Source organism: Streptomyces sp. NPDC086549, assembly GCF_044746205.1.
GTDB lineage: Bacteria > Actinomycetota > Actinomycetes > Streptomycetales > Streptomycetaceae > Streptomyces.
Genome location: NZ_JBIVBS010000001.1, coordinates 1 through 20,061, shown reverse-complemented (window position 1 = coordinate 20,061; position 20,061 = coordinate 1). Strand labels below are relative to the sequence as shown.

Genomic DNA, 20,061 nt, shown 5'->3' with positions numbered 1-20,061 from the left:
TTTGTTTTTCAGACCCGGATGACCTGCGGTCCCAGCAGGGCATAGCGATGGGCCTCGGACGCCGGAAGCAGCGTGCTCGTCACGATCGCCTCGAGTGCGCCGATCTCGGCGAACCGGCAGAAGCTGACCGCCCCGAACTTGGTGTGGACGCCCGCGAAGACCGTGCGCCGTGCGGCGCGGACGGCCTGCGCCTTGACCTCGCTGACCGCGGGGTCGGGGGTGGTCAGGCCGTGTTCGCGGGAGATGCCGTTGGCGCCGATGTAGGCGAGGTCGAGGACGAAGCCGGCGAGCATCTTCGTCGTCCAGTGGTCGACGGTCGCCAGTGTGCCGGGGCGGACCCGGCCGCCGAGGAGCAGCACCGAGACGTGCTCGGCCTCGGCAAGGGCGCCCGCGACCGGGAGGGAGGCGGTGACCACGGTCAGTGCCCGGTCCCTCGGCAGGGCTTCGGCGATGAGCTGCGGGGTGAAGCCCTCGTCGACGAAGACCGTCTCCGCGTCGCCGAGCAGCTCGGCCGCGGCGGCCGCGATCCGGCGCTTCTCGGGGACGTGGCTGGTGGCGCGGAAGGCCAGCGTCGTCTCGAAGCCGGCGCTCTCCACGGGGTAGGCGCCCCCATGGGTGCGGCGGACCAGGCCGTGGTCCTCCAGGATGCGCAGATCGCGCCGGACGGTCTCCTTGGCCACACCCAGCTCGGCGGCGAGCGCGGCGACGTCGACCGAGCCGCCGGCCCGCGCGGCCCGCACGATCTCGCGCTGGCGTTCCTCCGCCGTCCTGGTGGTCATTGTCGTCACCTTCTTCCCCGCGGAACTGCCCGGAACTGCCCGTTCGGGCCCTTGAGGGAAGTTCTACAGCGGGTACGCGGCGCTGACCAGGCCTGTTGCGTGCCCGATGCTGCCCGTGTGTGCCCGTTCACGGAGCGGGGTGCCCGTCTCGGACCTGCGCGGCCGTGGGGCGGGAGGTGAGAGCGGGCGGCGTCCGTGCCCGAATGCGCGGCGGGCGGGCCCGTTCCGTGCCCGTCCGCCGCCGCGAACGACCGTTTCGCAGGCGTTGCCGCTCAGTACGGCCAGATCGGCGGATCGTTCACGAAGTGGCCGCCGAGGTGCCCGTGGGCCGGGTTCTCCGGGTCCAGCTCGCCGTGTTCGGCGATCAGCTTCGCGGCGTACTGCTCGGAGTCGTCCCGCGGTTCGTAGCCGAGCGCCCGCGCGCTGGTCAGGTCCCACCACAGGCGGGTGTTGGCGGAGGAGCCGTAGACGACGGTGTGGCCGACGTGCTCGGCGGTGAGGGCCGCGTGGAAGAGGCGGGCGCCGTCGGCGGGGCTCATCCAGACCGAGAGCATGCGGACGCCGGTCGGCTCGGGGAAGCAGGAGCCGATGCGCACGGAGACGGTCTCCAGGCCGTGCTTGTCCCAGTAGAGCTGGGCGAGGTCCTCGCCGAAGGCCTTGGACAGGCCGTAGAAGGTGTCCGGGCGGTGCGGTGTGCCGACGGGGATGAGCGGGTCCGTGCCCCGGGGGGCCGGGGTGAAGCCGACGGCGTGGTTGGAGGAGGCGAAGACGATGCGCGGCACGCCCTCCTCGTGGGCCGCCTCGTACAGGTTGTAGGTGCCCTCGATGTTCGACCTGAGGATCTTCTCGAAGGGGGCCTCCAGGGAGATGCCCGCGAGATGCAGGACCGCATCGACGCCCCGGACGGCCTCGCGCAGGGCCGCCTTGTCGGAGAGGTCCGCGGTGATCGCGTCCGGCTCGCCCTCGATGGGCCGCACGTCGAACAGGCGCAGCTCGTATCCGTACTCCGGGAGGAGCGACCGCATCAGGGTGCCGAGGCCGCCGGCGGCGCCGGTGAGCAGGACGGTGCGGGGAGCGGGCATCCACGATCTCCTTGACTCAACGGTCGCGGTCGCATTCATGCGTGGCATTCACATTCATGGACACGCTAGGGAGCGGTGGCGTGGCTAGTCAAGTGTGGCGTGGAGTGCGCAAATCCGCTGCCCTGTTGCTGGTTTGTCCGCTTGACCGGCCCCGAGAAGGGCCCGTAGCGTGGTGGCGTTCAGAAATATAGACACTGATCAGAAACATGCACCGACAGGGAGCTCCCGTGACGCCAGCCCCTCTCGCCGCCCGACTCCGTGTCCCGAGCGGGCCGCTGTTCTTCCCCGTCACGGCCTACGGCCCCGACGGCTCCGTCGACCTCGACGTCTACCGCACACATGTGCGCCGGGGCGTCGAGGCCGGGGCCGCGGCCGTGTTCGCGTGCTGCGGCACGGGGGAGTTCCACGCGCTGCTGCCCGAGGAGTTCGAGGCCTGCGTACGGGCCGCCGTCGAGGCGGCCGAGGGGCGGGTGCCGGTCGTCGCGGGCGCCGGGTACGGCACCGCGCTCGCCGTCCGCTACGCACGGCTCGCCCAGGGGGCCGGCGCCGACGGACTGCTCGCCATGCCGCCGTACCTCGTCGTCGCCGGCCAGGAGGGCCTGCTGCGGCACTACCGGGAGGTGGCCGCGGCGACGGACCTGCCCGTGATCGTCTACCAGCGGGACAACGCGGTGTTCACCCCGCCCACCGTGGTCGAACTGGCGCGCACCGCCGGGATCATCGGCTTCAAGGACGGCCTCGGCGACCTCGACCTGATGCAGCGCGTCGTCAGCGCCGTACGCACCGAAGCCCCCGGCGACTTCCTGTACTTCAACGGCCTGCCCACCGCCGAGCAGACCCAGCTCGCCTACCGCGCGCTCGGCATCACCCTCTACTCCTCCGCCGTGTTCTGCTTCGCGCCCGAGATCGCCCTCGCCTTCCACCGGGCGCTGGAGGACGGCGACGAGGTCACCGCGCACCGCCTCCTGGACGGCTTCTACCGGCCGTTCGTCGAACTCCGCGCCCAGGGCCGCGGCTACGCCGTCGCCCTTGTGAAGGCCGGTGTACGGCTGCGCGGCCTCGACGTGGGGGAGGTGCGGCCCCCGTTGCACGAGCCGGCCGAGGACCACGTCAAGCAGCTCGCCCAGCTGATCGAGCGCGGGTACGCGCTGCTGGAGGAGGACGCGTGAAGGCGTCGGCGTTCGTCTACCCCTGGGACGTCAACGGGGACCCGGAGGCACCCGCGCGGACCGCCGCGCTCGGCGTGGCGCAGGTGACTCTCGCGGCCGCCTACCACTCCACGCGCGCGCTGACCCCTCGCCACCCCCGCCACCGCATCGTCACCGCCGGGCACGCGGCCGTGCTGTACCCCCTGGACGACGGCCCCGCGGGCCGCTGGGCGGGCCGGACCTTACGCCCGTACCCGGCCGGGGACTGGGCGCCCGGAGACGCGTACGGCGAGGCGGCCGAGGCGCTCGCACAGGCCGGCCTGGAAGTGCACACCTGGGTCGTCCTCGCGCACAACTCCCGCCTGGGCGCCGGGCACCCGGGCACCTCGGTCGTCAACGCCTACGGCGACCGCTACCCGTGGGCGCCGTGCATCGCACAGCCTGCCACGCGCGCGTACCTCGTCGACCTGGCCGCCGAGGCCGCCGTACGGCCGGGAGCCCACGGCACCGAGCTGGAGTCCCTCGGCTGGTACGGCCTCGCGCATCTGCACGCCCACGACAAGACCGGCGGGGTCGGCCTCGGGGACGCCGGGCAGTACCTGATGTCGCTCTGCTTCTGCCCCGTCTGCCGGGACGGGTACGGCGGACAGGGGCTGGACGCCGACGAACTGGCCTTTGCCGTACGGGCCGCCCTGGAGCCGCTGTGGCAGGGCGCGCCCGACGACGGGGGCTGGGCGGGCGTGGAGAAGCTCCTCGGCGACCGGCGGGCCGCCGCCACGCGCGCGTGGCGCGACGAAACCGCCGGCACCCTCCAGGAGGAGGCCGTCGCCGCGGTCCGCGCGGCCGCGCCCGACGGCTTCCAGGTGCTCCTGCACGCGGACCCGGTGTCGTACCACTGCGGCGCCAACGCCGGCGTGGAACCCGCCCGCGTCCTGTCCGTCGCGGACGGTGTGGTCGTGCCCTGCACGGGCGGGGCGGGCCTGCTCGCGCCGTTCGCCGAACGCGGCCGCGAGGGTGCCGTCCTCGCCGCCAACCTCACCGTGGTCTCCGGGATGGGCGGCAGCCCCGGCACGCTCGCGGCCGACGCGGCCCGGGCGCGCGAACTGGGCGCGACCGAACTTCGGCTGTATCACGCCGGGTTGGCGTCCGACGGCGATCTGGCGGCGGTACGGGACGCGTTGCTCACCCTGCGGTGAGCGAGTGCCCGGGCCGGAGCCAGCAGCGCGACCCCGAGGAGCACCAACAGCAGCCGGTGGTCGACGACTTCGACCAACGCGGCCCCGACCGCCAGCCCGATCACGTTCGGTGTGAACATCAGCGTGTCGGCGGTCGCGGTCGCCCGCCCCAGTGCGGCGGACGGGATCTCGCGCTGTACGGCGGTGTAGGCGGCGATCAGCACACAGGGCAGCCCGAGCCCGCCCGCCGCACTGCACGCCAGCACCACCGCGTCGTACGGCACCGCCCGCGCGGCCACCGCGACCGCCGTCAGCGCGATGCCGTACGCGGCGAACCGGCGCTCGCCGAGCCGCCGCAGCGCCGGCCCGGAGACCAGCCCGACCGCGACCGAGCCGACACCCTGCACGGCGTACATCACCCCCGTGTAGGCCGGGGAACGGCCGAGGGCGTCCACGACGGCGTAGTTCATGCTGCTCCCGAGCGAGGCGAGGCACATCGTCGTACCGCCGGCCAGGACGAGCGGGCGGAGCTCCGGGTGCGACCAGAGCAGGCGGGCGCCCTCGGCGGTCTGCCGCCGCCGGCTCCCGGTGGCCGGCTGGGGGCGTTCCTCGCGGACCCGGAGCAGCGCGCACAGCCCCGCCGCCAGCACGAAGGTGAGGGCATCCAGCAGCGCCACGCTCGGCCCGCCGTACGCCGTGTACAGCGCGGCTCCGGTCAGCGGGGCGACCAGCTTCATGCCCTCGCGGGCGGTCATCCGCAGCCCGTTGAAGTCGCCGAGGAGCGCGGGGTCGACGGCGGCGGTGACGAGGGCGGAGCTGGCCGCGTCCTCCACGACGCCCGCGGCGCCGTAGAGGAAGAGGACGGTGAGGAGAAGCCGGACACCGGTGGGGGAGTCGACGGTCCAGAGGGGGAGCAGGAGGGCGGCGAGACCGAGGTTCGTCCAGATCAGAAGGGGTTTGCGGCGGACGCGGTCGGCAAGGGTGCCGAGGGCGGGGCCGACGAGGGTGGGGGCCCAGAGGGCGGCGGTGCACAGCGCGGCGAGGCCGTTGGAACCGGTGAGGTCCTTGACCCAGACGCCCGACACCAGCCACAGCGCGGAACTGCCGAAGCCGGACACCACGACGCCGGTCAGATAGAGCGCCGCGTTGCGGTCGCGGAGGAGGCGGGTCACGCTCCAGGAGGTCGTCATGCCTGGTCATCGTGGGTCTAAGGCATGCCGGGGGACATCGGGCAGATGCCCTACGGAAGAAGGAAGAAGGCGGTCGCCGATGAGTTCCGGGAACCCGGACGGTCCACCTTCCGTACGGACACCCTTCCGTACGGACACCGCACCCCCGAAGGAGCAACCGGATGACCGACACGATCCTCGACCTCGGCCCGCAGACGCGCGAGCTGCTGCGGCTCGCCGAGGGCGTCAGGGACGAGCAGCTCTCGGCCGCGACACCGTGTCCCGACCTCGCGGTGCGCAACATGCTGGGGCATCTGGTCGGGCTGTCCGTCGCCTTCCGTGACGCCGCCCGCAAGGATCTGGGCGTCACGACCGACACCAGCCCGGACGCCGCCGTGCCGGACATCGGCCCCGGCTGGCGCGAGGAGCTGCCCAAGATCCTGGACGAGCTCGCCGAGGCCTGGCGCGATCCCGCCGCCTGGACCGGCATGACCCGCGCGGGCGGAGTGGATCTGCCCGGCGGGGTCGCGGGCGCGGTCGCCACCGAGGAGCTGGTGATCCACGGCTGGGACCTGGCGCGGGCGACCGGCCAGGCCTGCACCCCCGACCCGGCCGCCCTGCGCACGGCATACGGATTCCTCCTCGCCATGGGCGACGACCCCGGCCGCGGGGGCGGCGGCTTCGGCCCCGTCGTCCCCGTCCCCGACGACGCGCCGCTCCTCGACCGGGCGGTGGGACTGAGCGGGCGGGATCCGGGCTGGAAGCCGTAAAAGGTCACAATCGGCGGGCATGGAACCGTACTCTCCCCACCATGCCCCTCAGCCTCACCGTCCTCGGCACCGCCTCCCCGCACCCGCAGCCCGGACGCCCGTGCTCCGGGTACCTGCTGCGCGGCGGCGGCGCCGAGGTATGGGTGGACGCCGGGCCCGGAACGTTCGCCGAGTTGCAGCGGCACACGGATCCGGCGCGGCTCACGGCGATCTGGATCTCGCATCTGCACGCCGACCACAGTGCGGATCTGCTCGCAGCCGCCTACGCGTTCGCGTTCGGCGGGATGACCCCGGCCGCGCCGGTCCCGGTGTACGCGCCGCAGGAGTGCGCCCGGCGGCTCGCGGGCTTCTTCGGCAAGCCCGACGTGGACTTCCTGAGCGGCGTCCTCGACTTCCGGCCCCTGTACGACGGCCATGCCGTCCAGCATTGGAACCTCCGTCTCACCGCCCGCGCCGTCGCCCACGACACCGAGGCCTACGGACTGCGCGCCGAGTGCCAGGGGAGTGTGCTGGCCTACTCGGGGGACAGCGGGCCCTGCGCCGCGCTCGGCGAACTCGCCACCCGCGCCGACCTGTTCCTCTGCGAGGCGGACATCGACGAGCATCGCGAAGGCGAACGGGTTCATCTGACCCCGGAGGACGCGGGACGCATCGCCCGCGAGGCACGTGTGCGCGAGCTGCTCGTCACCCACGTCGGGCCCGCGCTCAACCGGGAGTCGGCGACGGCCCGCGCCGCGGTGGCCTTCGGCCGCCCCACGGACACCGCGCGCGAAGGGGACACCAGGATCATCTGATCCCGCCAGGCCCCTTCCCGTGATCCCGCCAGGCCCCTTCCCGTGATCCCGTCCGGCTCCTCCCCGGTGCTCCTGCCTCGGCAGCCTCGACTCCCTTTGCCGGAAGCTTTGTCAGAAGCATTGACGAATCACAGGGCGGCTCCTAGCTTCGACGCGTCGTACTTCGTACGTCATATATGAGACGCGATACGTGAGATCACATACGCGAGATCCGAGAGGCGCGCATGACCTCTGTGCCCATGCCGATCCCGTCCCGCACGCAGTTTGTGCTGGACGCGATCAAACACCGCATCCTCACGGGGCAGTTGACGCCGGGTCAGGCCCTGGTCGAGACCGAGCTCGCCGCACAGTTCGGGGTGTCCAAGACCCCGGTGCGCGAGGCGCTCAAGACCCTGGCCGGCACCGGACTCGTCGTGATGAGCCAGTACAAGGGCGTCACGGTGCGCATGGTGGACGCGGACATGGCGCGCGAGGTCTACGACGTGCGGCTGCTCCTGGAACCGGAGGCCCTGAAGCGCGCGGTGCGGCGCGGAGCCTCCCTCGCCGCCGCCCAGGACGCGCTGACCCGGGCCGACGAGGCCTCGGACACCGCCGAACGGTCGCTGGCCAACCGGGAGTTCCACCGCGCCCTCTACCTGCCGTGCGGCAACCCGCTGCTCGGCCGGATGCTCGACGAGGTCCGTGATCAGGCCGCCCTGGTCTCCGCCGTCGCCTGGGCCGCCGACCCCTCCTGGGAACGGGAGGCCACCGAGCACCGGGAGATCCTGCGGCTCGCGATGGACGGCGACGCGGACGGCGCGGCGAGTGCGCTCCACGACCACATCGCGTCCTTCGTCCAGCGGGCGTTCCCCGAGGCACCCGAGCAGAAAGGCCAGGAATGAGCAGCGTGGTGTTCGAGCCCCAACGGGCGGCCCTGGCGGACGTGGTGGCGATCCCGGTGACCCCGTTCGCCGAGGACGGCACCGTGGACCAAAGCGCCCACCGGGTCCTGCTGCGCCGCCTCCTCGACGGCGGGATCACGACCCTCACGCCGGGCGGCAACACCGGCGAGTTCTATGCCCTCGCCCCCGAAGAGCGCCGCCTGGTCACGGAGTTGACCATCGACGCGACCGGGGACCGGGCGACGGTCCTCGTCGGCGTCGGCCACGACGTGCCCACCGCGGTCGCCTCCGCCCGCCACGCCCGCGAGCTGGGCGCCCAGATGGTGATGGTCCACCAGCCCGTCCACCCCTACGTCTCGCAGAGCGGCTGGGTCGACTACCACCGCGCGATCGCCGAGGCCGTCCCCGAGCTGGGCGTCGTCCCGTACATCCGCAACGCCCAGCTCTCCGGCGCCCGCCTCGCCGAACTCGCCGACTCCTGCCCGAACGTGATCGGCGTCAAGTACGCCGTCCCGGACGCCGCCCGCTTCGCCGCCTTCGCTCGGGACGCGGGTCTCGACCGCTTCGTCTGGGTCGCCGGTCTCGCCGAGCCGTACGCGCCCTCGTACTTCTCCGCGGGCGCCGCCGGCTTCACCTCCGGACTCGTGAACGTCGCCCCGGCCGTTTCGCTGAACATGATCGAAGCGCTTCGATCCGGCGACTACCCGGCCGCCATGAAGGTCTGGGAGCAGATCCGCCGCTTCGAGGAACTGCGTGCCGCGGGCGGCTCCGCCGACAACGTCACCGTCGTCAAGGAAGCCCTCGCCTCCCTCGGCCTGTGCCGCCGCGACGTCCGCCCGCCGAGTCGGACATTGCCGGAGAGCGCACGCGCGGAGGTCGCCCGGATAGCCGCCGGATGGTCCCTGTGAAGCGCCCCGAAGAGCTCAGAAGCCACCAGTGGTACGGCACCGACGGGCTGCGCTCCTTCAGCCACCGTGCCCGCACCCGCCAGCTCGGCTATCTGCCCGAGGAGCACCTGGGCAAGCCGGTCATCGCGGTCCTCAACACCTGGTCGGACATCAATCCCTGTCATGTACACCTCCGTGAGCGTGCGCAGGCCGTGAAGCGGGGCGTGTGGCAGGCGGGCGGGTTCCCGCTGGAGTTCCCGGTCTCCACGCTCAGCGAGACCTTCCAGAAGCCGACCCCGATGCTCTACCGCAACCTGCTCTCGATGGAGACCGAGGAACTGCTGCGGTCCTACCCGGTCGACGGCGCGGTCCTGCTGGGCGGCTGCGACAAGTCCACACCCGCCCTGCTCATGGGGGCCGCGAGCGTCGACCTGCCCACGGTCTTCGTACCCGCCGGACCGATGCTGCCGGGGCACTGGCGCGGCGAGGTCCTCGGCTCCGGCACCGACATGTGGAAGTACTGGGACGACAAGCGCGCCGGCCTCATCGGCGACTGCGAGCTGGCCGAGCTGGAGAGCGGTCTCGCCCGCTCACCGGGCCACTGCATGACCATGGGGACGGCCTCCACGCTCACCGCCGCCGCGGAGGCGCTCGGCGTGACCGTCCCGGGCGCGTCCAGCATCCCGGCCGTGGACTCCGGACACGACCGGATGGCCGCCGCGTCCGGTCTGCGCATCGTCGAACTGGTCCACCGGGACCGGAAGCTGTCCGGCATCCTCACCCGCGAGGCCTTCGAGGACGCCGTCACCACCGTCCTCGGCCTCGGCGGCTCGACCAACGCCGTGATCCACCTGATCGCCATGGCCGGACGCGCCGGGATCCGCCTCACCCTGGACGACTTCGACCGCATCGCCCGCACGGTCCCGGTTCTGGCCAACGTCCGCCCCGGCGGACGGACGTACCTCATGGAGGACTTCCACTTCGCGGGCGGCGTCCCCGGGTTCCTCTCCCGCATCCCGGACCTGCTGCACCTCGACCGGCCGACCGTCTCGTACGACACCCTGCGCGAACAGATCGCCGACGCCCAGGTGCACAACGCCGATGTCATCCGGCCCCGCGACGACCCGGTCGCGCACGAGGGCGGGGTCGCCGTGCTGCGCGGCAACCTCTGCCCGGACGGCGCGGTCATCAAGCACATCGCCGCCGAACCGCACCTGCTCAAGCACACCGGCCCCGCGGTCGTCTTCGACGACTACCGGACGATGCAGCGCACCATCAACGACCCGGAGCTCGGCATCACCGCCGACAGCGTCCTCGTGCTTCGGGGCGCCGGACCCAAGGGCGGGCCGGGTATGCCCGAGTACGGCATGCTGCCCCTCCCGGACCACCTGCTCAAGCAGGGCGTGCGGGACATGGTGCGGATCTCCGACGCCCGGATGAGCGGCACGAGTTACGGCGCGTGCGTGCTGCACGTGGCGCCGGAGTCGTACGTCGGCGGACCGCTGGCCCTCGTCCGCACCGGCGACTCGATCACCCTCGACGTCGAGACACGCACCCTCCAGCTCAACGTCGGCGACGAGGAGCTGGCGCGCAGGCGGGCGGAGTGGACGCCGCCGCCCGTCCGTCACGAGCGCGGCTACGGCGCGCTCTACAACGACCAGATCACCCAGGCCGACACCGGCTGCGACTTCGAGTTCCTGGCCCGTCCGGGGAAGGTGCCGGACCCGTACGCCGGCTGAGCGCCTTTTTTCATGCCCGTTGAGCAAGCGCTTCCTGTACCGAACGGAGAACAGTCATGGCCCAAGCCGCAGCCGTGGCGAAACCGCCCGCGCCACCCCGGCGGCGCCGTGCCTCCGCGACGCCGCGCAGGCTCCCGTACCTGCTGATCGCCCCGGCTGCCCTGCTGATGCTGGGCTTCATCGCCTACCCGGTCATCAGCGTCTTCTACTACAGCCTGCAGAACTACAACCCCACCAAGCCGTGGCGGAACGGCTACGCGGGCTTCGGCAACTTCGTCCACGCCTTCACCGACGACCCCCAGTTCTGGGACACGCTCACCTTCAGCGCCAAGTGGGTCGTCGTGGAGGTCGGACTCCAGCTGCTGTTCGGTCTCGCCCTCGCGCTGATCGTCAACCAGAGCTTCGTGGGACGGGCGCTGGGCCGCGCCCTGGTCTTCTCGCCGTGGGCCGTCTCCGGCGTGCTGACCTCCGCGATCTGGGTGCTGCTCTACAACTCCCAGACAGGCATCACCCGTTACCTCGCGGACCTGGGCATCGGCTCGTACGGCACCAGCTGGCTGTCGGACACCTCGACCGTCTTCCCGGCGGCCGTGGTCGCGGACCTCTGGCGCGGCGTCCCCTTCTTCGCGATCCTCATCCTCGCCGACCTGCAGTCCGTCTCGAAGGACCTGTACGAGGCCGCCGAGGTGGACGGCGCGAGCCGGCTCAAGCAGTTCTGGCACATCACGCTCCCGCACCTGAAGGACGCGATCGTCCTGTCCACGCTGCTGCGCGCGGTGTGGGAGTTCAACAACGTCGACCTGCTCTACACCCTCACCGGCGGCGGCCCGGCGGGCGAGACCACGACCCTCCCGCTCTACATCGCCAACACCAGCGTCGACGCCCACAACTTCGGCTATGCGTCCGCCCTGACCACGGTGGCGTTCGTGATCCTGCTCTTCTGCTCGATCGTCTATCTGCGGCTGAGCAAGTTCGGAGGTGAGACCAGGTGATCACCGAGATCGCTCCGGCACCCGAGCACGTGACGTCCGAGCCCGCCCGGCCGGGCAGGCGGCGCCGCGCCTGGGACGAGGTCCCGCGCTGGCAGATCTACCTCCCCCTGTCGGTCTACCTCCTCTTCACCCTGATCCCCTTCTACTGGATCCTGCTCTTCGCCCTGCGCCCGGCCGGCTCCACCTCGCTCGTGCCCTGGCCGGTCACCCTCGACCACTTCCACAAGGTCTGGACCGAGCGGAGCTTCGGCACCTACTTCGTCAACAGCGTGTACGTCGGCATCGCGACCCTGTTCCTGACCACGGTCGTCGCGCTGGCCGGCGGATACGCCCTCGCCCGCTTCGACTTCCGGATCAAGCGCGCCTTCATGCTGGCCCTGCTGTGCTCCCAGTTCGTGCCGGGCGCGCTGCTGCTGGTCCCGCTGTTCCAGATCTTCGCCAAGCTCCAGATGATCAACTCGCTGGGCAGCGTCGTCCTCGCCGAGACCGTCTTCCAGCTCCCGCTGTCGATGATCCTGATCAGCGGCTTCATCAGGAACGTCCCGTACTCCCTGGAAGAGGCCGCCTGGGTCGACGGCTGCAACCGCCTCGCCGCCTTCCGCATCGTCGTACTCCCGCTGCTGCGGCCCGGGTTGATCGCCGTCGGCTCCTTCGCCTTCGTCCACGCCTGGAACCACTTCCTGTTCGCCCTGATGTTCCTCTCCGACCAGAGCAAGCAGACGATCCCGGTCGGCCTCAACACCCTGATGAGCTCGGACAGTGTCGACCTGGGCGCGCTGGCCGCGGGCGGAATCGTCGCCGCCGTACCGGTCGTGATCGTGTTCGCGTTCATCCAGAAGTGGCTGATCACGGGCTTCAGCGCGGGGGCGGTGAAGGGATGAGACGCCATCGGACCGCGCCCCGCCTGCGGCTTACCCTGCACGGAAAGATCGACAACGCAGGGAGGATCCCATGAGCACAGCCGTCCCGATCGTCCTGGCGGGCGCACGCGGCCACGGCCGCTGGCACCTCGACAACATCCGCCGGCTCCAGGACAAGGGCGTCGTCCGGCTGGCCGGGGTCTGCGAACTCACCCCGCTGACCGGCGACGAGATCCCCGAGGGCCTCGGCGCCCCCGCCCAGTCCGCCGACTTCGGCGCCCTCCTCGACACCACCGGCGCGCGGATCGCCGTGCTCTGCACACCCATCCCCACCCACACCGACCTGGCCCTCACCGCGGCCGAGCGGGGCGTGCACATCCTGCTGGAGAAGCCGCCCGCGCCTTCGTACGCCGAGTTCCGGCGCATGGCCGAAGGGGTCGCGAAGGCGGGAGTGGCCTGCCAGATCGGCTTCCAGTCGCTGGGCTCGCACGCCGTGCCCGCGATCCGGGAACTGATCGCCGAGGGCGCGATCGGGGAGGTCATGGGCGTCGGCGGGGCCGGGGCCTGGGCGCGCGACGAGGCGTACTACCGGCGGGCGCCCTGGGCCGGCCGGCGCCGCCTGAACGGCGTCGACGTGGTCGACGGCGTGCTCACCAACCCCCTCGCCCACGCCGTCGCCACCGGCCTCGCCCTCCTGGGCACCACCCGCGCCGAGGACGTCACCCGCATCGAGACCGAGCTGCTGCGCGCCAACGACATCGAGTCCGACGACACCTCCTGCGTCCGCGTGAGCACCCGGAACGGCCCGGTCACCGTGGCCGCGACCCTGTGCGCCGAGGAGCCGGGGGAGCCGTACGTCCTGGTGCACGGCGACCGCGGCCGGATCACCTTCTGGTACAAGCAGGACCGCGTCCTGCTCCAGCGGGCGGGCCGCGGCCCCAAGGAGACCGGGTACGACCGCACGGACCTGCTGGAGAACCTCGTCGAGCACCTCACCACCGGTGCCCCGCTGCTGGTCGAACCCGACGCGACGGGTGCCTTCATGAAGGTCGTTGAAGCGATTCGACTGGCCGACGACCCGGCCGCTCTGCCCTCCGACGCCTGGCACCTCCTCCCCGGCGAGAACCGCCGGGTGGTGCGCGGCGTCGACGGACTCGTCGCGGCCGCCGCCGACACCCTCGCCCTCTACTCCGAGCTGGGCGCCCCCTGGGCCCTACCGAAAGAGGTGAGCACCTGATGACGACCCACGACACCCTGGTCCTGCGGGTCGCGGGCCGCCCGGTCGGCCGCTACGTCACCCGGCCCGAACTGCCCGCCCGCCTCTCCCCGCGCCCCTACCTGCACCCGGTCACCACCCTGGCCGGCACGACGGTCACCGAACTCAGCCCCGCCGACCACACCCACCACCTCGGCGTCGGTGTCGCCGTTCCCGACGTCGAGGGGACCAACTTCTGGGGCGGACGGACCTTCGTCCGCGACCAGGGCCCCACCGAGCTCGACAACCACGGCACCCAGCGCCACACGTCCTTCCAGCTCCGCGACCCCGACGGCTTCGTGGAGGAGCTGCGCTGGATCGCCGCGGGAGCGGAACTGCTGCGCGAGCGCCGTACCGTCGCCGCCACCGGACTCACCGACTCCGCCTGGGCGCTGGACTTCACGTTCTCCCTCACCAACATCACCCCGGTCCCGTTGTCGATCGGCAGCCCGGCCACCAACGGCCGCCCCGGAGCCGCGTACGGCGGCTTCTTCTGGCGGGCCCGCAAGGAGGTCGGCGCCCCGGACGTCTTCACCGCCGACCGCGAGGGCGAGTCCGGGATCCACGGCACCCGCGCCGACTGGCTCGCGCTCGCCGGTACCGCCTGGACGCTGGTCTTCGCCGGCGCGACCGACGACACCCGCCGCGACCCCTGGTTCGTCCGCACCGCCGAGTACCCCGGGGTCGGTTCCTCGCTGGCGTACGACGAGAGGCTGCCGGTCCCTCCCGGTGAGACCGTCGTACGCCGGGTCGTCACCGTCGTCGCCGACGGCCGCCTGGGCCGGGACGAGGCGGCCGTGCTGGTCCGGAAGGCGGTGAGCCAGTGACGTACGGGACCTACCGCAACCCGATCCTGAACGCCGACTGGTCCGACCCGGACGTCGTCCGCGTGGGCGACGACTTCTATCTCACCGCCTCCAGCTTCGGCCGCGCCCCCGGCCTGCCGCTGCTGCACTCCCGCGACCTGGTCAACTGGACGCTGATCGGGCACGCCCTCGAACGCCTCGAACCGGTAGGGGAGTTCGCGAGGCCGCGGCACGACTGCGGAGTCTGGGCACCCTCGCTCCGGTACCACGACGAGCGCTTCTGGATCTTCTGGGGCGACCCCGACCAGGGCATCTTCCAGATCAACGCCCCTGAGATCCGCGGCCCTTGGACCCATCCGCACCTCCTGAAGGAGGGCAAGGGCCTGATCGACCCCTGCCCGCTGTGGGAGGACGAGACCGGTGATGCCTATCTCGTGCACGCCTGGGCCAGGTCCCGCTCCGGCATCAAGAACCGGCTCACCGGCCACCGCATGCACCCCGACGGGACGTCGCTGCTCGACGAGGGCAAGGTGATCGTCGACGGCGACCGCATCCCCGGCTGGTTCACCCTCGAAGGGCCCAAGCTCCACCGGCACGACGGCTGGTTCTGGATCCTGGCGCCCGCCGGGGGAGTGGAGACCGGCTGGCAGGGCGCCTTCCGCTCGCGCGGGTTCTTCGGCCCCTACGAGGAGAAGGTCGTCCTGGAGCAGAAGGACACCGAGGTCAACGGGCCGCACCAGGGCGGCTGGGTGCGCACCCCGTCCGGCGAGGACTGGTTCCTGCACTTCCAGCATCGGGGTGCGTACGGCCGGGTCGTGCACCTCCAGCCGATGCGCTGGGGTGCCGACGGCTGGCCGGTGCTGGGCGACGACGGCGCCCCCGTCGCCGTACACCGCAGACCCGATGTGCCGCCGCAGCCGCCCGCCGCGCCCGCCACCGACGACGACTTCCCCGGCGGACGGTACGGCCGCCAGTGGCAGTGGACGGCCAACCCCCAGGACGGCTGGGCCACCCAGCACTCCGCCGACGGCCTGCGGCTGACCTGCGTCCGCTCGGCCGACGCGCACGACCTGCGGAAACTGTCGAACGTACTCACGCAGCGGCTGCCCGGCGCGCCCCGCGCGGTCGAGGTCGGGCTACGGCTGGACGGCGAGGAACCGGGGGCACGGGCCGGGCTGGCCGTGCTCGGGGACGCTTACAGCTGGATCGGCCTTGAGCGGGGGGCCGACGGGACGGTCCGGCTCGTGCACCGGTTCGCCGAGCCGGTCACCGAGCCGGTCACCGAGCCGGAGCGGGACGCCGGGCACGCGCGTCCCGTGCCCGAGGGACGGGCCCGGCTGCGGATCGAGGCCGGGCCGGGGGCCCGCTGCCGCTTCTCGGCCGACACCGGGGACGGTTTCCGCCCGTCCGGACCCGTCTTCGCCGCCACGCCCTGGCGCTGGGTCGGCGCTCTCCTCGGCCTCTTCGCCCTCGCGCCCGCCGGGCCGGGACACGCCGGGACGGCCACCTTCACGCACTTCCGCATCACCCCCTGCTGAGTCCACCCGTACGCCTGTTGGGAGCCGCAATGACGCACCTCCGTAGCAAGCGCTTGCCGTCCAAGCCCTCGCCGGATCCGGAAGAAGAGAGCCGCCCCATGAAGAGAAGCATCCGCAGAAGCAGGCGCGCCGCCACGGCCGTCGCCCTGGGCTCCGTGCTCGCGCTCACCGCCACCGCCTGCGGCGACGACGGCAGCGGCGGCGCGGGGGACAAGGGCGACGAGGGCTCCGGCAAGGGCACGATCACCTTCTGGGACAACAACGGCGGTGTCCGGACCGACGTTTGGAAGCAGATCATCGCCGACTTCGAGAAGAAGTATCCGGACATCAAGGTCAAGTACGTCGGCGTGCCCGCCGCGAGCGTCCAGTCCAAGTACGACACCGCCATCCAGGGCGGCGGCCTGCCCGACGTCGGCGGCGTCGGCACGGCGATGCTCGCCGAGGTCGCCGCGCAGGGCGCGCTGGAGCCGCTGGACAGCCGGATCTCGTCCGGCTCGTTGAACGGGAAGCTCAACGAGAAGTTCCTGGACAGTGTGAAGGCGGCCGGCGGCGACGAGAGGACGTACACCGTGCCGACCTCCGCCAACAACGGCACGCTGTGGTACCGGACCGACCTGTTCACGGCCGCCAAGCTGGACGCGCCGACCACCTGGACGAAGTTCTACGCGGCCGCCGGCAAGCTCACCGACAAGGGCAAGAACAAGTTCGGGTACACCATTCGGGGCGGTGAGGGATCGATCGCGCAGGCCCTCGACGCGACCTACGGTCAGAGCGGGATCACGTCCTTCTGGAACGGCGACAAGACCACGGTCGACGACCCGAAGAACGTGGCCGCGCTGGAGAAGTACGTCGGCCTGTACAAGAAGGACACCCCGTCCGCCGACGTCAACAACGACTTCACCAAGATGGTCGCCCAGTGGGACTCCGGCACGATCGGGATGCTGAGCCACAACCTCGGCTCCTACGCGGACCACGAGAAGGCGCTGAACGGCAAGTTCAAGGGCCTTCCGAACCCGACGCTGGACGACGGGACCCGGGTGCAGGTGTCCAACCCGGTCGACGGTCTCGGGCTGTTCAAGTCCAGCAAGAACAAGGCGGCCGCCTGGAAGTTCATCGAGTTCGCGGCGTCCCACGAGTCCAACAGCAAGTGGAACGAGTCCGCCGGGCAGGTGCCGGCCAACACGGAAGCGGCGCAGGACTCGTGGGTGCAGGCGTCCGAGCCGACCAAGCTGGCGGCGGAGGCGTTGAACGGGGCCACCACGAAGATCGTGCAGCTGCCTTACTACCTGCCCGACTGGAACACCATCTCCAAGGCCGACAACGAGCCCAATTTCCAGAAGGTGCTGCTCGGGAAGATGAGCGCGAAGGACTTCCTGGGCACGCTGGCCGATCAACTGAACAAGGCTCAGGCGGACTGGAAGCAGAACCACTGATAGGGCAGTGACCCGCGCCCCGAGGGGCGCGGGTTCCACCTCCTGTTGGAAAGGCACATCGTTGTGTCACTCACCCGCAGACAGGTCAGCCTGGCAGCGTTGGCTGCCGTCCCCACCGCCCTTGCGGTCACCGGTACCGCCCGGGCGGCGCAGCGCTGTCGCACCCTTTACATCGCCGGTGATTCCACCGCCGCCCAGAAGTACGCCGACGCGGCTCCCGAGACCGGGTGGGGAATGGCGTTGCCCTTCTTTCTCCGGAAGGAATGGGCGGTCGCCAACCACGCCGTGAACGGGCGGAGTTCGAAGAGTTTCGTCGACGAGGGCCGGCTCGACGCGATCCTCTCCGGGATCCGGCCCGGTGATCTCCTTCTCGTCCAGTTCGCACACAACGACGAGAAGAGCGCCGACCCCACCCGCTACACCGAGCCCTGGACCACGTACCAGGACTACCTGCGGCTCTACGTGGACGGCGCCCGTGCGCACGGTGCCCGGCCCGTCCTCGCCACCCCCGTCGAGCGCCGCAGGTTCGACGCCGACGGCAACGCCGTGCCGACCCACGGCGACTATCCCGCGGCGATGCGCGCGCTCGCCGAGGAGGAGCGCGTGGCGCTGCTCGACATCGAGGCGCTGTCGCTCGCGCTGTGGCAGGAGCTCGGCGTCGAGGCGACGAAGACCTACTTCAACTGGACCGCCACCGAGCAGGACAACACGCACTTCAACCCGCCGGGGGCCATCGCGGTGGCCCGGCTCGTCGGGCGGGAGCTGCTGCGGACCCGGGTGCTCGCGCCGCGCGACGTCATCCGGCTGCACGAGGACATTCCCCTCTCCTGGATCACCTGGCCCCCAGAAGCGTCGTAACCGAGGAGACCCGTACAGTGCGCACTCAGATATGTCATGGACGCGTCATTGCGGCGCTCGTGGGCTGCACGGCCCTCGTGCTCGCGGTCACCGGCACCGCCTCCGCCCGGCCCCGGCAGCCGGACCTCGCCCACCAGGCGCTCGCCGCCGACGACGGATGGGGCGCGTACGGAACCGGCACGACCGGAGGCGCCGCCGCCGATCCGGCGCACGTCTACACCGTCACCACCTGGGACGAGTTCAAGGCCGCCCTGGCCGACGGTGGCAGCGCCCCCAAGATCATCAAGGTGGAGGGGACGATCGACGCCGACGGGCCGAGCTGTGCCTCGTTCGAGGCGCCGGGCTACGACTTCGACGCCTACCTCGCCAAGTACTCCCCGGAGAACTGGGGACGATCCACCAACCTGGACGCCGAGCCCGACGACAGCCCGGAGGGCCTGCGCCGCGCATCCGCCGCCGCCCAGGACGCCTACATCAAGGCGAACATCCCGGCCAACACCACCGTCGTGGGCATCGGCAGGGACGCCGGGTTCAAGGGCGCGAGCCTCCAGATCAAGGCCGTCGACAACGTCGTCGTCCGCAACCTGAGCTTCGAGAGCCCCCTCGACTGCTTCCCGCAGTGGGACCCGACCGACACCGCCGACGGCAACTGGAACTCCGAGTACGACAGCGCGGTGATCTACGGATCCACGCACGTGTGGATGGACCACGACACCTTCACCGACGGCGACCACCCGGACAGCACGCTGCCCTACTACTTCGGCCGGATCTACGAGCAGCACGACGGCGAACTGGACATCGTCAAGGGCGCCGACTACGTGACGGCCTCCTGGAACGTCTTCGAGGACCACGACAAGACGATCCTGATCGGCAACAGCGACAGCGCCTCGACGGCCGCGGTCGACCGCGGCCACCTCAAGGTCACCTTCCACCACAACCTGTTCTCGAACCTGGTCGAGCGCGCCCCGCGCGTCCGCTTCGGGCAGGTCGACTCGTACAACAACCACTTCGTGGCGCAGGACGGCTACTCCTACAGCTACGGCATCGGCATGGAGTCCCAGCTCATCGCCGAACACAACGCGTTCACGCTGCCGGACGGGGTCGGCGCCGGGAAGATCCTCAAGAAGTGGAAGGAGTCGCCGGTCACCGCCGACGACAACTACGTCAACGGCACCCTGACCGACCTGATCGCCGTCCACAACGCCGAGGTCCCCGGCGAGATCCTCCAGCCGGGCGCGGGCTGGACACCGACCCTGCGGACGAAGGTCGACCCGGCGCGGGCCGTGCCCGGCATCGTCGACCACTGCGCCGGCGCCGGTCACCTGCGCTGACGCGCCGCCGTACCCGGACCGGGGCGTTCCGGCCCGGGTCCGGCATCTCCCCCGAGCCGTATCGCGAAGGAGCACCCGCATGCCCTCGCACCATCCTCGACCTCCCCTGTCCAGACGGGGTTTCCTCATGGCGGGCGCCGGGGTGGCCGCCGCGCTCGGCCTCCTGCCGTCGTCGCCCGCGCGGGCCGACGACGGGCCGCGCCCGTTCGGCCGGTACGGTTCACCGGCCCACCGCCTCACGCCCCGGACCCTGTACGTCGACCCGCACGGCCGGGGCGACCACACCTCCGTCCAGGCAGCCGTGACCGCCGCTGGGGGCACCTCCCAGGCCTCAAGCCTTGGGGGAAATAGCGGCTGGACACTGGTCGTCGCACCGGGCACCTACCGGGAGACGGTCGTCGTCGACGCCACCCGCACGGAGACGACCTGGATCGGCGCCTCGGAGGATCCCCGTGACGTCGTGATCGTGTACGACTGTCAGTCTTTTCGCACCGGATCCCGCAAGGATCGGGTAGCCCCGGCTGAGGCGGTCTGACTCTTGCTTACGACCGACCCCGTGAGTGT

The 20,061-nt window shown here is 71.5% G+C and carries 18 protein-coding genes and 1 pseudogene; 16 read left to right on the top strand and 3 right to left on the bottom strand.

Annotation, left to right across the window (positions count from 1 at the left end):
* Positions 1 to 8 precede the first annotated feature (8 nt).
* Both ACIPSA_RS00095 and ACIPSA_RS00090 read right to left on the bottom strand, forming a co-directional pair.
* On the bottom strand, positions 9 to 779 hold the full coding sequence (locus ACIPSA_RS00095) for a DeoR/GlpR family DNA-binding transcription regulator (protein ID WP_402626777.1): 771 nt from the start codon (positions 777 to 779) through the stop codon (positions 9 to 11).
* Positions 780 to 1,051: 272 nt separating this feature from the next.
* Complete coding sequence (locus tag ACIPSA_RS00090) at positions 1,052 to 1,861, bottom strand: NAD-dependent epimerase/dehydratase family protein (RefSeq protein WP_402626775.1); 810 nt, start codon at positions 1,859 to 1,861, stop codon at positions 1,052 to 1,054.
* Between the two features lie 227 nt (positions 1,862 to 2,088).
* On the opposite strand from ACIPSA_RS00090, the gene ACIPSA_RS00085 reads away from it, so the two are divergent.
* On the top strand, positions 2,089 to 3,030 hold the full coding sequence (locus ACIPSA_RS00085) for a 5-dehydro-4-deoxyglucarate dehydratase (RefSeq protein WP_402626772.1): 942 nt from the start codon (positions 2,089 to 2,091) through the stop codon (positions 3,028 to 3,030).
* Positions 3,027 to 4,205, top strand: a complete 1,179-nt coding sequence (locus ACIPSA_RS00080) for a hypothetical protein (RefSeq protein WP_402626770.1) — start codon at positions 3,027 to 3,029, stop codon at positions 4,203 to 4,205. Before ACIPSA_RS00085 ends, ACIPSA_RS00080 begins: the two co-directional genes overlap by 4 nt.
* On the opposite strand, the gene ACIPSA_RS00075 is transcribed toward ACIPSA_RS00080, so the two are convergent.
* The gene (locus ACIPSA_RS00075; protein WP_402626767.1) at positions 4,139 to 5,374 is read right to left on the bottom strand and encodes an MFS transporter; all 1,236 of its coding nucleotides are present in this window, start codon (positions 5,372 to 5,374) and stop codon (positions 4,139 to 4,141) included. The genes ACIPSA_RS00080 and ACIPSA_RS00075 overlap by 67 nt on opposite strands.
* A 161-nt stretch (positions 5,375 to 5,535) precedes the next feature.
* On the opposite strand from ACIPSA_RS00075, the gene ACIPSA_RS00070 reads away from it, so the two are divergent.
* The 14 genes and pseudogenes from ACIPSA_RS00070 to ACIPSA_RS00005 form a co-directional block, all read left to right on the top strand.
* A complete protein-coding gene (locus ACIPSA_RS00070) occupies positions 5,536 to 6,123 on the top strand; it encodes a TIGR03086 family metal-binding protein (protein ID WP_402626764.1) in 588 nt (195 codons plus the stop codon).
* A 41-nt stretch (positions 6,124 to 6,164) separates the two neighbouring features.
* Complete coding sequence (locus ACIPSA_RS00065) at positions 6,165 to 6,917, top strand: MBL fold metallo-hydrolase (protein ID WP_402626762.1); 753 nt, start codon at positions 6,165 to 6,167, stop codon at positions 6,915 to 6,917.
* Positions 6,918 to 7,141: 224 nt separating this feature from the next.
* Positions 7,142 to 7,798: a GntR family transcriptional regulator gene (locus tag ACIPSA_RS00060; protein WP_402626760.1), complete on the top strand. Its 657-nt coding sequence runs from the start codon at positions 7,142 to 7,144 to the stop codon at positions 7,796 to 7,798.
* Entirely contained in the window at positions 7,795 to 8,706 is a 912-nt protein-coding gene (locus ACIPSA_RS00055; RefSeq protein ID WP_402626757.1) for a dihydrodipicolinate synthase family protein, read from the top strand. Before ACIPSA_RS00060 ends, ACIPSA_RS00055 begins: the two co-directional genes overlap by 4 nt.
* Positions 8,694 to 10,424 (top strand): L-arabinonate dehydratase, encoded by a 1,731-nt coding sequence (gene araD / locus ACIPSA_RS00050; RefSeq protein ID WP_402626754.1) that lies wholly within the window; start codon positions 8,694 to 8,696, stop codon positions 10,422 to 10,424. The genes ACIPSA_RS00055 and araD overlap by 13 nt, the downstream gene beginning before the upstream one ends.
* A gap of 56 nt (positions 10,425 to 10,480) precedes the next feature.
* Positions 10,481 to 11,416, top strand: coding sequence for a carbohydrate ABC transporter permease (locus tag ACIPSA_RS00045; RefSeq protein ID WP_402626751.1), 936 nt, complete (start codon positions 10,481 to 10,483; stop codon positions 11,414 to 11,416).
* Positions 11,413 to 12,297, top strand: coding sequence for a carbohydrate ABC transporter permease (locus ACIPSA_RS00040; RefSeq protein WP_402626748.1), 885 nt, complete (start codon positions 11,413 to 11,415; stop codon positions 12,295 to 12,297). The genes ACIPSA_RS00045 and ACIPSA_RS00040 overlap by 4 nt, the downstream gene beginning before the upstream one ends.
* A gap of 70 nt (positions 12,298 to 12,367) precedes the next feature.
* Positions 12,368 to 13,513, top strand: a complete 1,146-nt coding sequence (locus ACIPSA_RS00035; protein ID WP_402626746.1) for a Gfo/Idh/MocA family protein — start codon at positions 12,368 to 12,370, stop codon at positions 13,511 to 13,513.
* Complete coding sequence (locus ACIPSA_RS00030; RefSeq protein WP_402626744.1) at positions 13,513 to 14,358, top strand: PmoA family protein; 846 nt, start codon at positions 13,513 to 13,515, stop codon at positions 14,356 to 14,358. Before ACIPSA_RS00035 ends, ACIPSA_RS00030 begins: the two co-directional genes overlap by 1 nt.
* Positions 14,355 to 15,875 carry a family 43 glycosylhydrolase gene (locus ACIPSA_RS00025; protein WP_402626741.1) on the top strand — a complete coding sequence of 507 codons (1,521 nt, stop codon included), beginning with the start codon at positions 14,355 to 14,357 and terminating at the stop codon, positions 15,873 to 15,875. Before ACIPSA_RS00030 ends, ACIPSA_RS00025 begins: the two co-directional genes overlap by 4 nt.
* Before the next feature lie 98 nt (positions 15,876 to 15,973).
* Entirely contained in the window at positions 15,974 to 17,308 is a 1,335-nt protein-coding gene (locus ACIPSA_RS00020; protein WP_402626738.1) for an ABC transporter substrate-binding protein, read from the top strand.
* A gap of 63 nt (positions 17,309 to 17,371) precedes the next feature.
* Positions 17,372 to 18,166: a rhamnogalacturonan acetylesterase gene (locus ACIPSA_RS00015; protein WP_402626735.1), complete on the top strand. Its 795-nt coding sequence runs from the start codon at positions 17,372 to 17,374 to the stop codon at positions 18,164 to 18,166.
* A 17-nt stretch (positions 18,167 to 18,183) separates the two neighbouring features.
* A complete protein-coding gene (locus ACIPSA_RS00010) occupies positions 18,184 to 19,497 on the top strand; it encodes a polysaccharide lyase family 1 protein (RefSeq protein WP_402626732.1) in 1,314 nt (437 codons plus the stop codon).
* Positions 19,498 to 19,576: 79 nt separating this feature from the next.
* Positions 19,577 to 19,972 (top strand): annotated as a pseudogene (locus ACIPSA_RS00005) (pectin esterase); the annotation flags it as partial.
* Positions 19,973 to 20,061 lie beyond the last annotated feature (89 nt).

Coding starts and splice junctions, on each gene's coding strand:
- ACIPSA_RS00095 (WP_402626777.1), bottom strand. CDS start 779: ATGACCACCAGGACGGCGGAGGAACGCCAGCGCGAGATCGTGCGGGCC.
- ACIPSA_RS00090 (WP_402626775.1), bottom strand. CDS start 1,861: ATGCCCGCTCCCCGCACCGTCCTGCTCACCGGCGCCGCCGGCGGCCTC.
- ACIPSA_RS00075 (WP_402626767.1), bottom strand. CDS start 5,374: ATGACGACCTCCTGGAGCGTGACCCGCCTCCTCCGCGACCGCAACGCG.
- ACIPSA_RS00070 (WP_402626764.1), top strand. CDS start 5,536: ATGACCGACACGATCCTCGACCTCGGCCCGCAGACGCGCGAGCTGCTG.
- ACIPSA_RS00065 (WP_402626762.1), top strand. CDS start 6,165: ATGCCCCTCAGCCTCACCGTCCTCGGCACCGCCTCCCCGCACCCGCAG.
- ACIPSA_RS00060 (WP_402626760.1), top strand. CDS start 7,142: ATGACCTCTGTGCCCATGCCGATCCCGTCCCGCACGCAGTTTGTGCTG.
- ACIPSA_RS00055 (WP_402626757.1), top strand. CDS start 7,795: ATGAGCAGCGTGGTGTTCGAGCCCCAACGGGCGGCCCTGGCGGACGTG.
- araD (WP_402626754.1), top strand. CDS start 8,694: ATGGTCCCTGTGAAGCGCCCCGAAGAGCTCAGAAGCCACCAGTGGTAC.
- ACIPSA_RS00045 (WP_402626751.1), top strand. CDS start 10,481: ATGGCCCAAGCCGCAGCCGTGGCGAAACCGCCCGCGCCACCCCGGCGG.
- ACIPSA_RS00035 (WP_402626746.1), top strand. CDS start 12,368: ATGAGCACAGCCGTCCCGATCGTCCTGGCGGGCGCACGCGGCCACGGC.
- ACIPSA_RS00030 (WP_402626744.1), top strand. CDS start 13,513: ATGACGACCCACGACACCCTGGTCCTGCGGGTCGCGGGCCGCCCGGTC.
- ACIPSA_RS00020 (WP_402626738.1), top strand. CDS start 15,974: ATGAAGAGAAGCATCCGCAGAAGCAGGCGCGCCGCCACGGCCGTCGCC.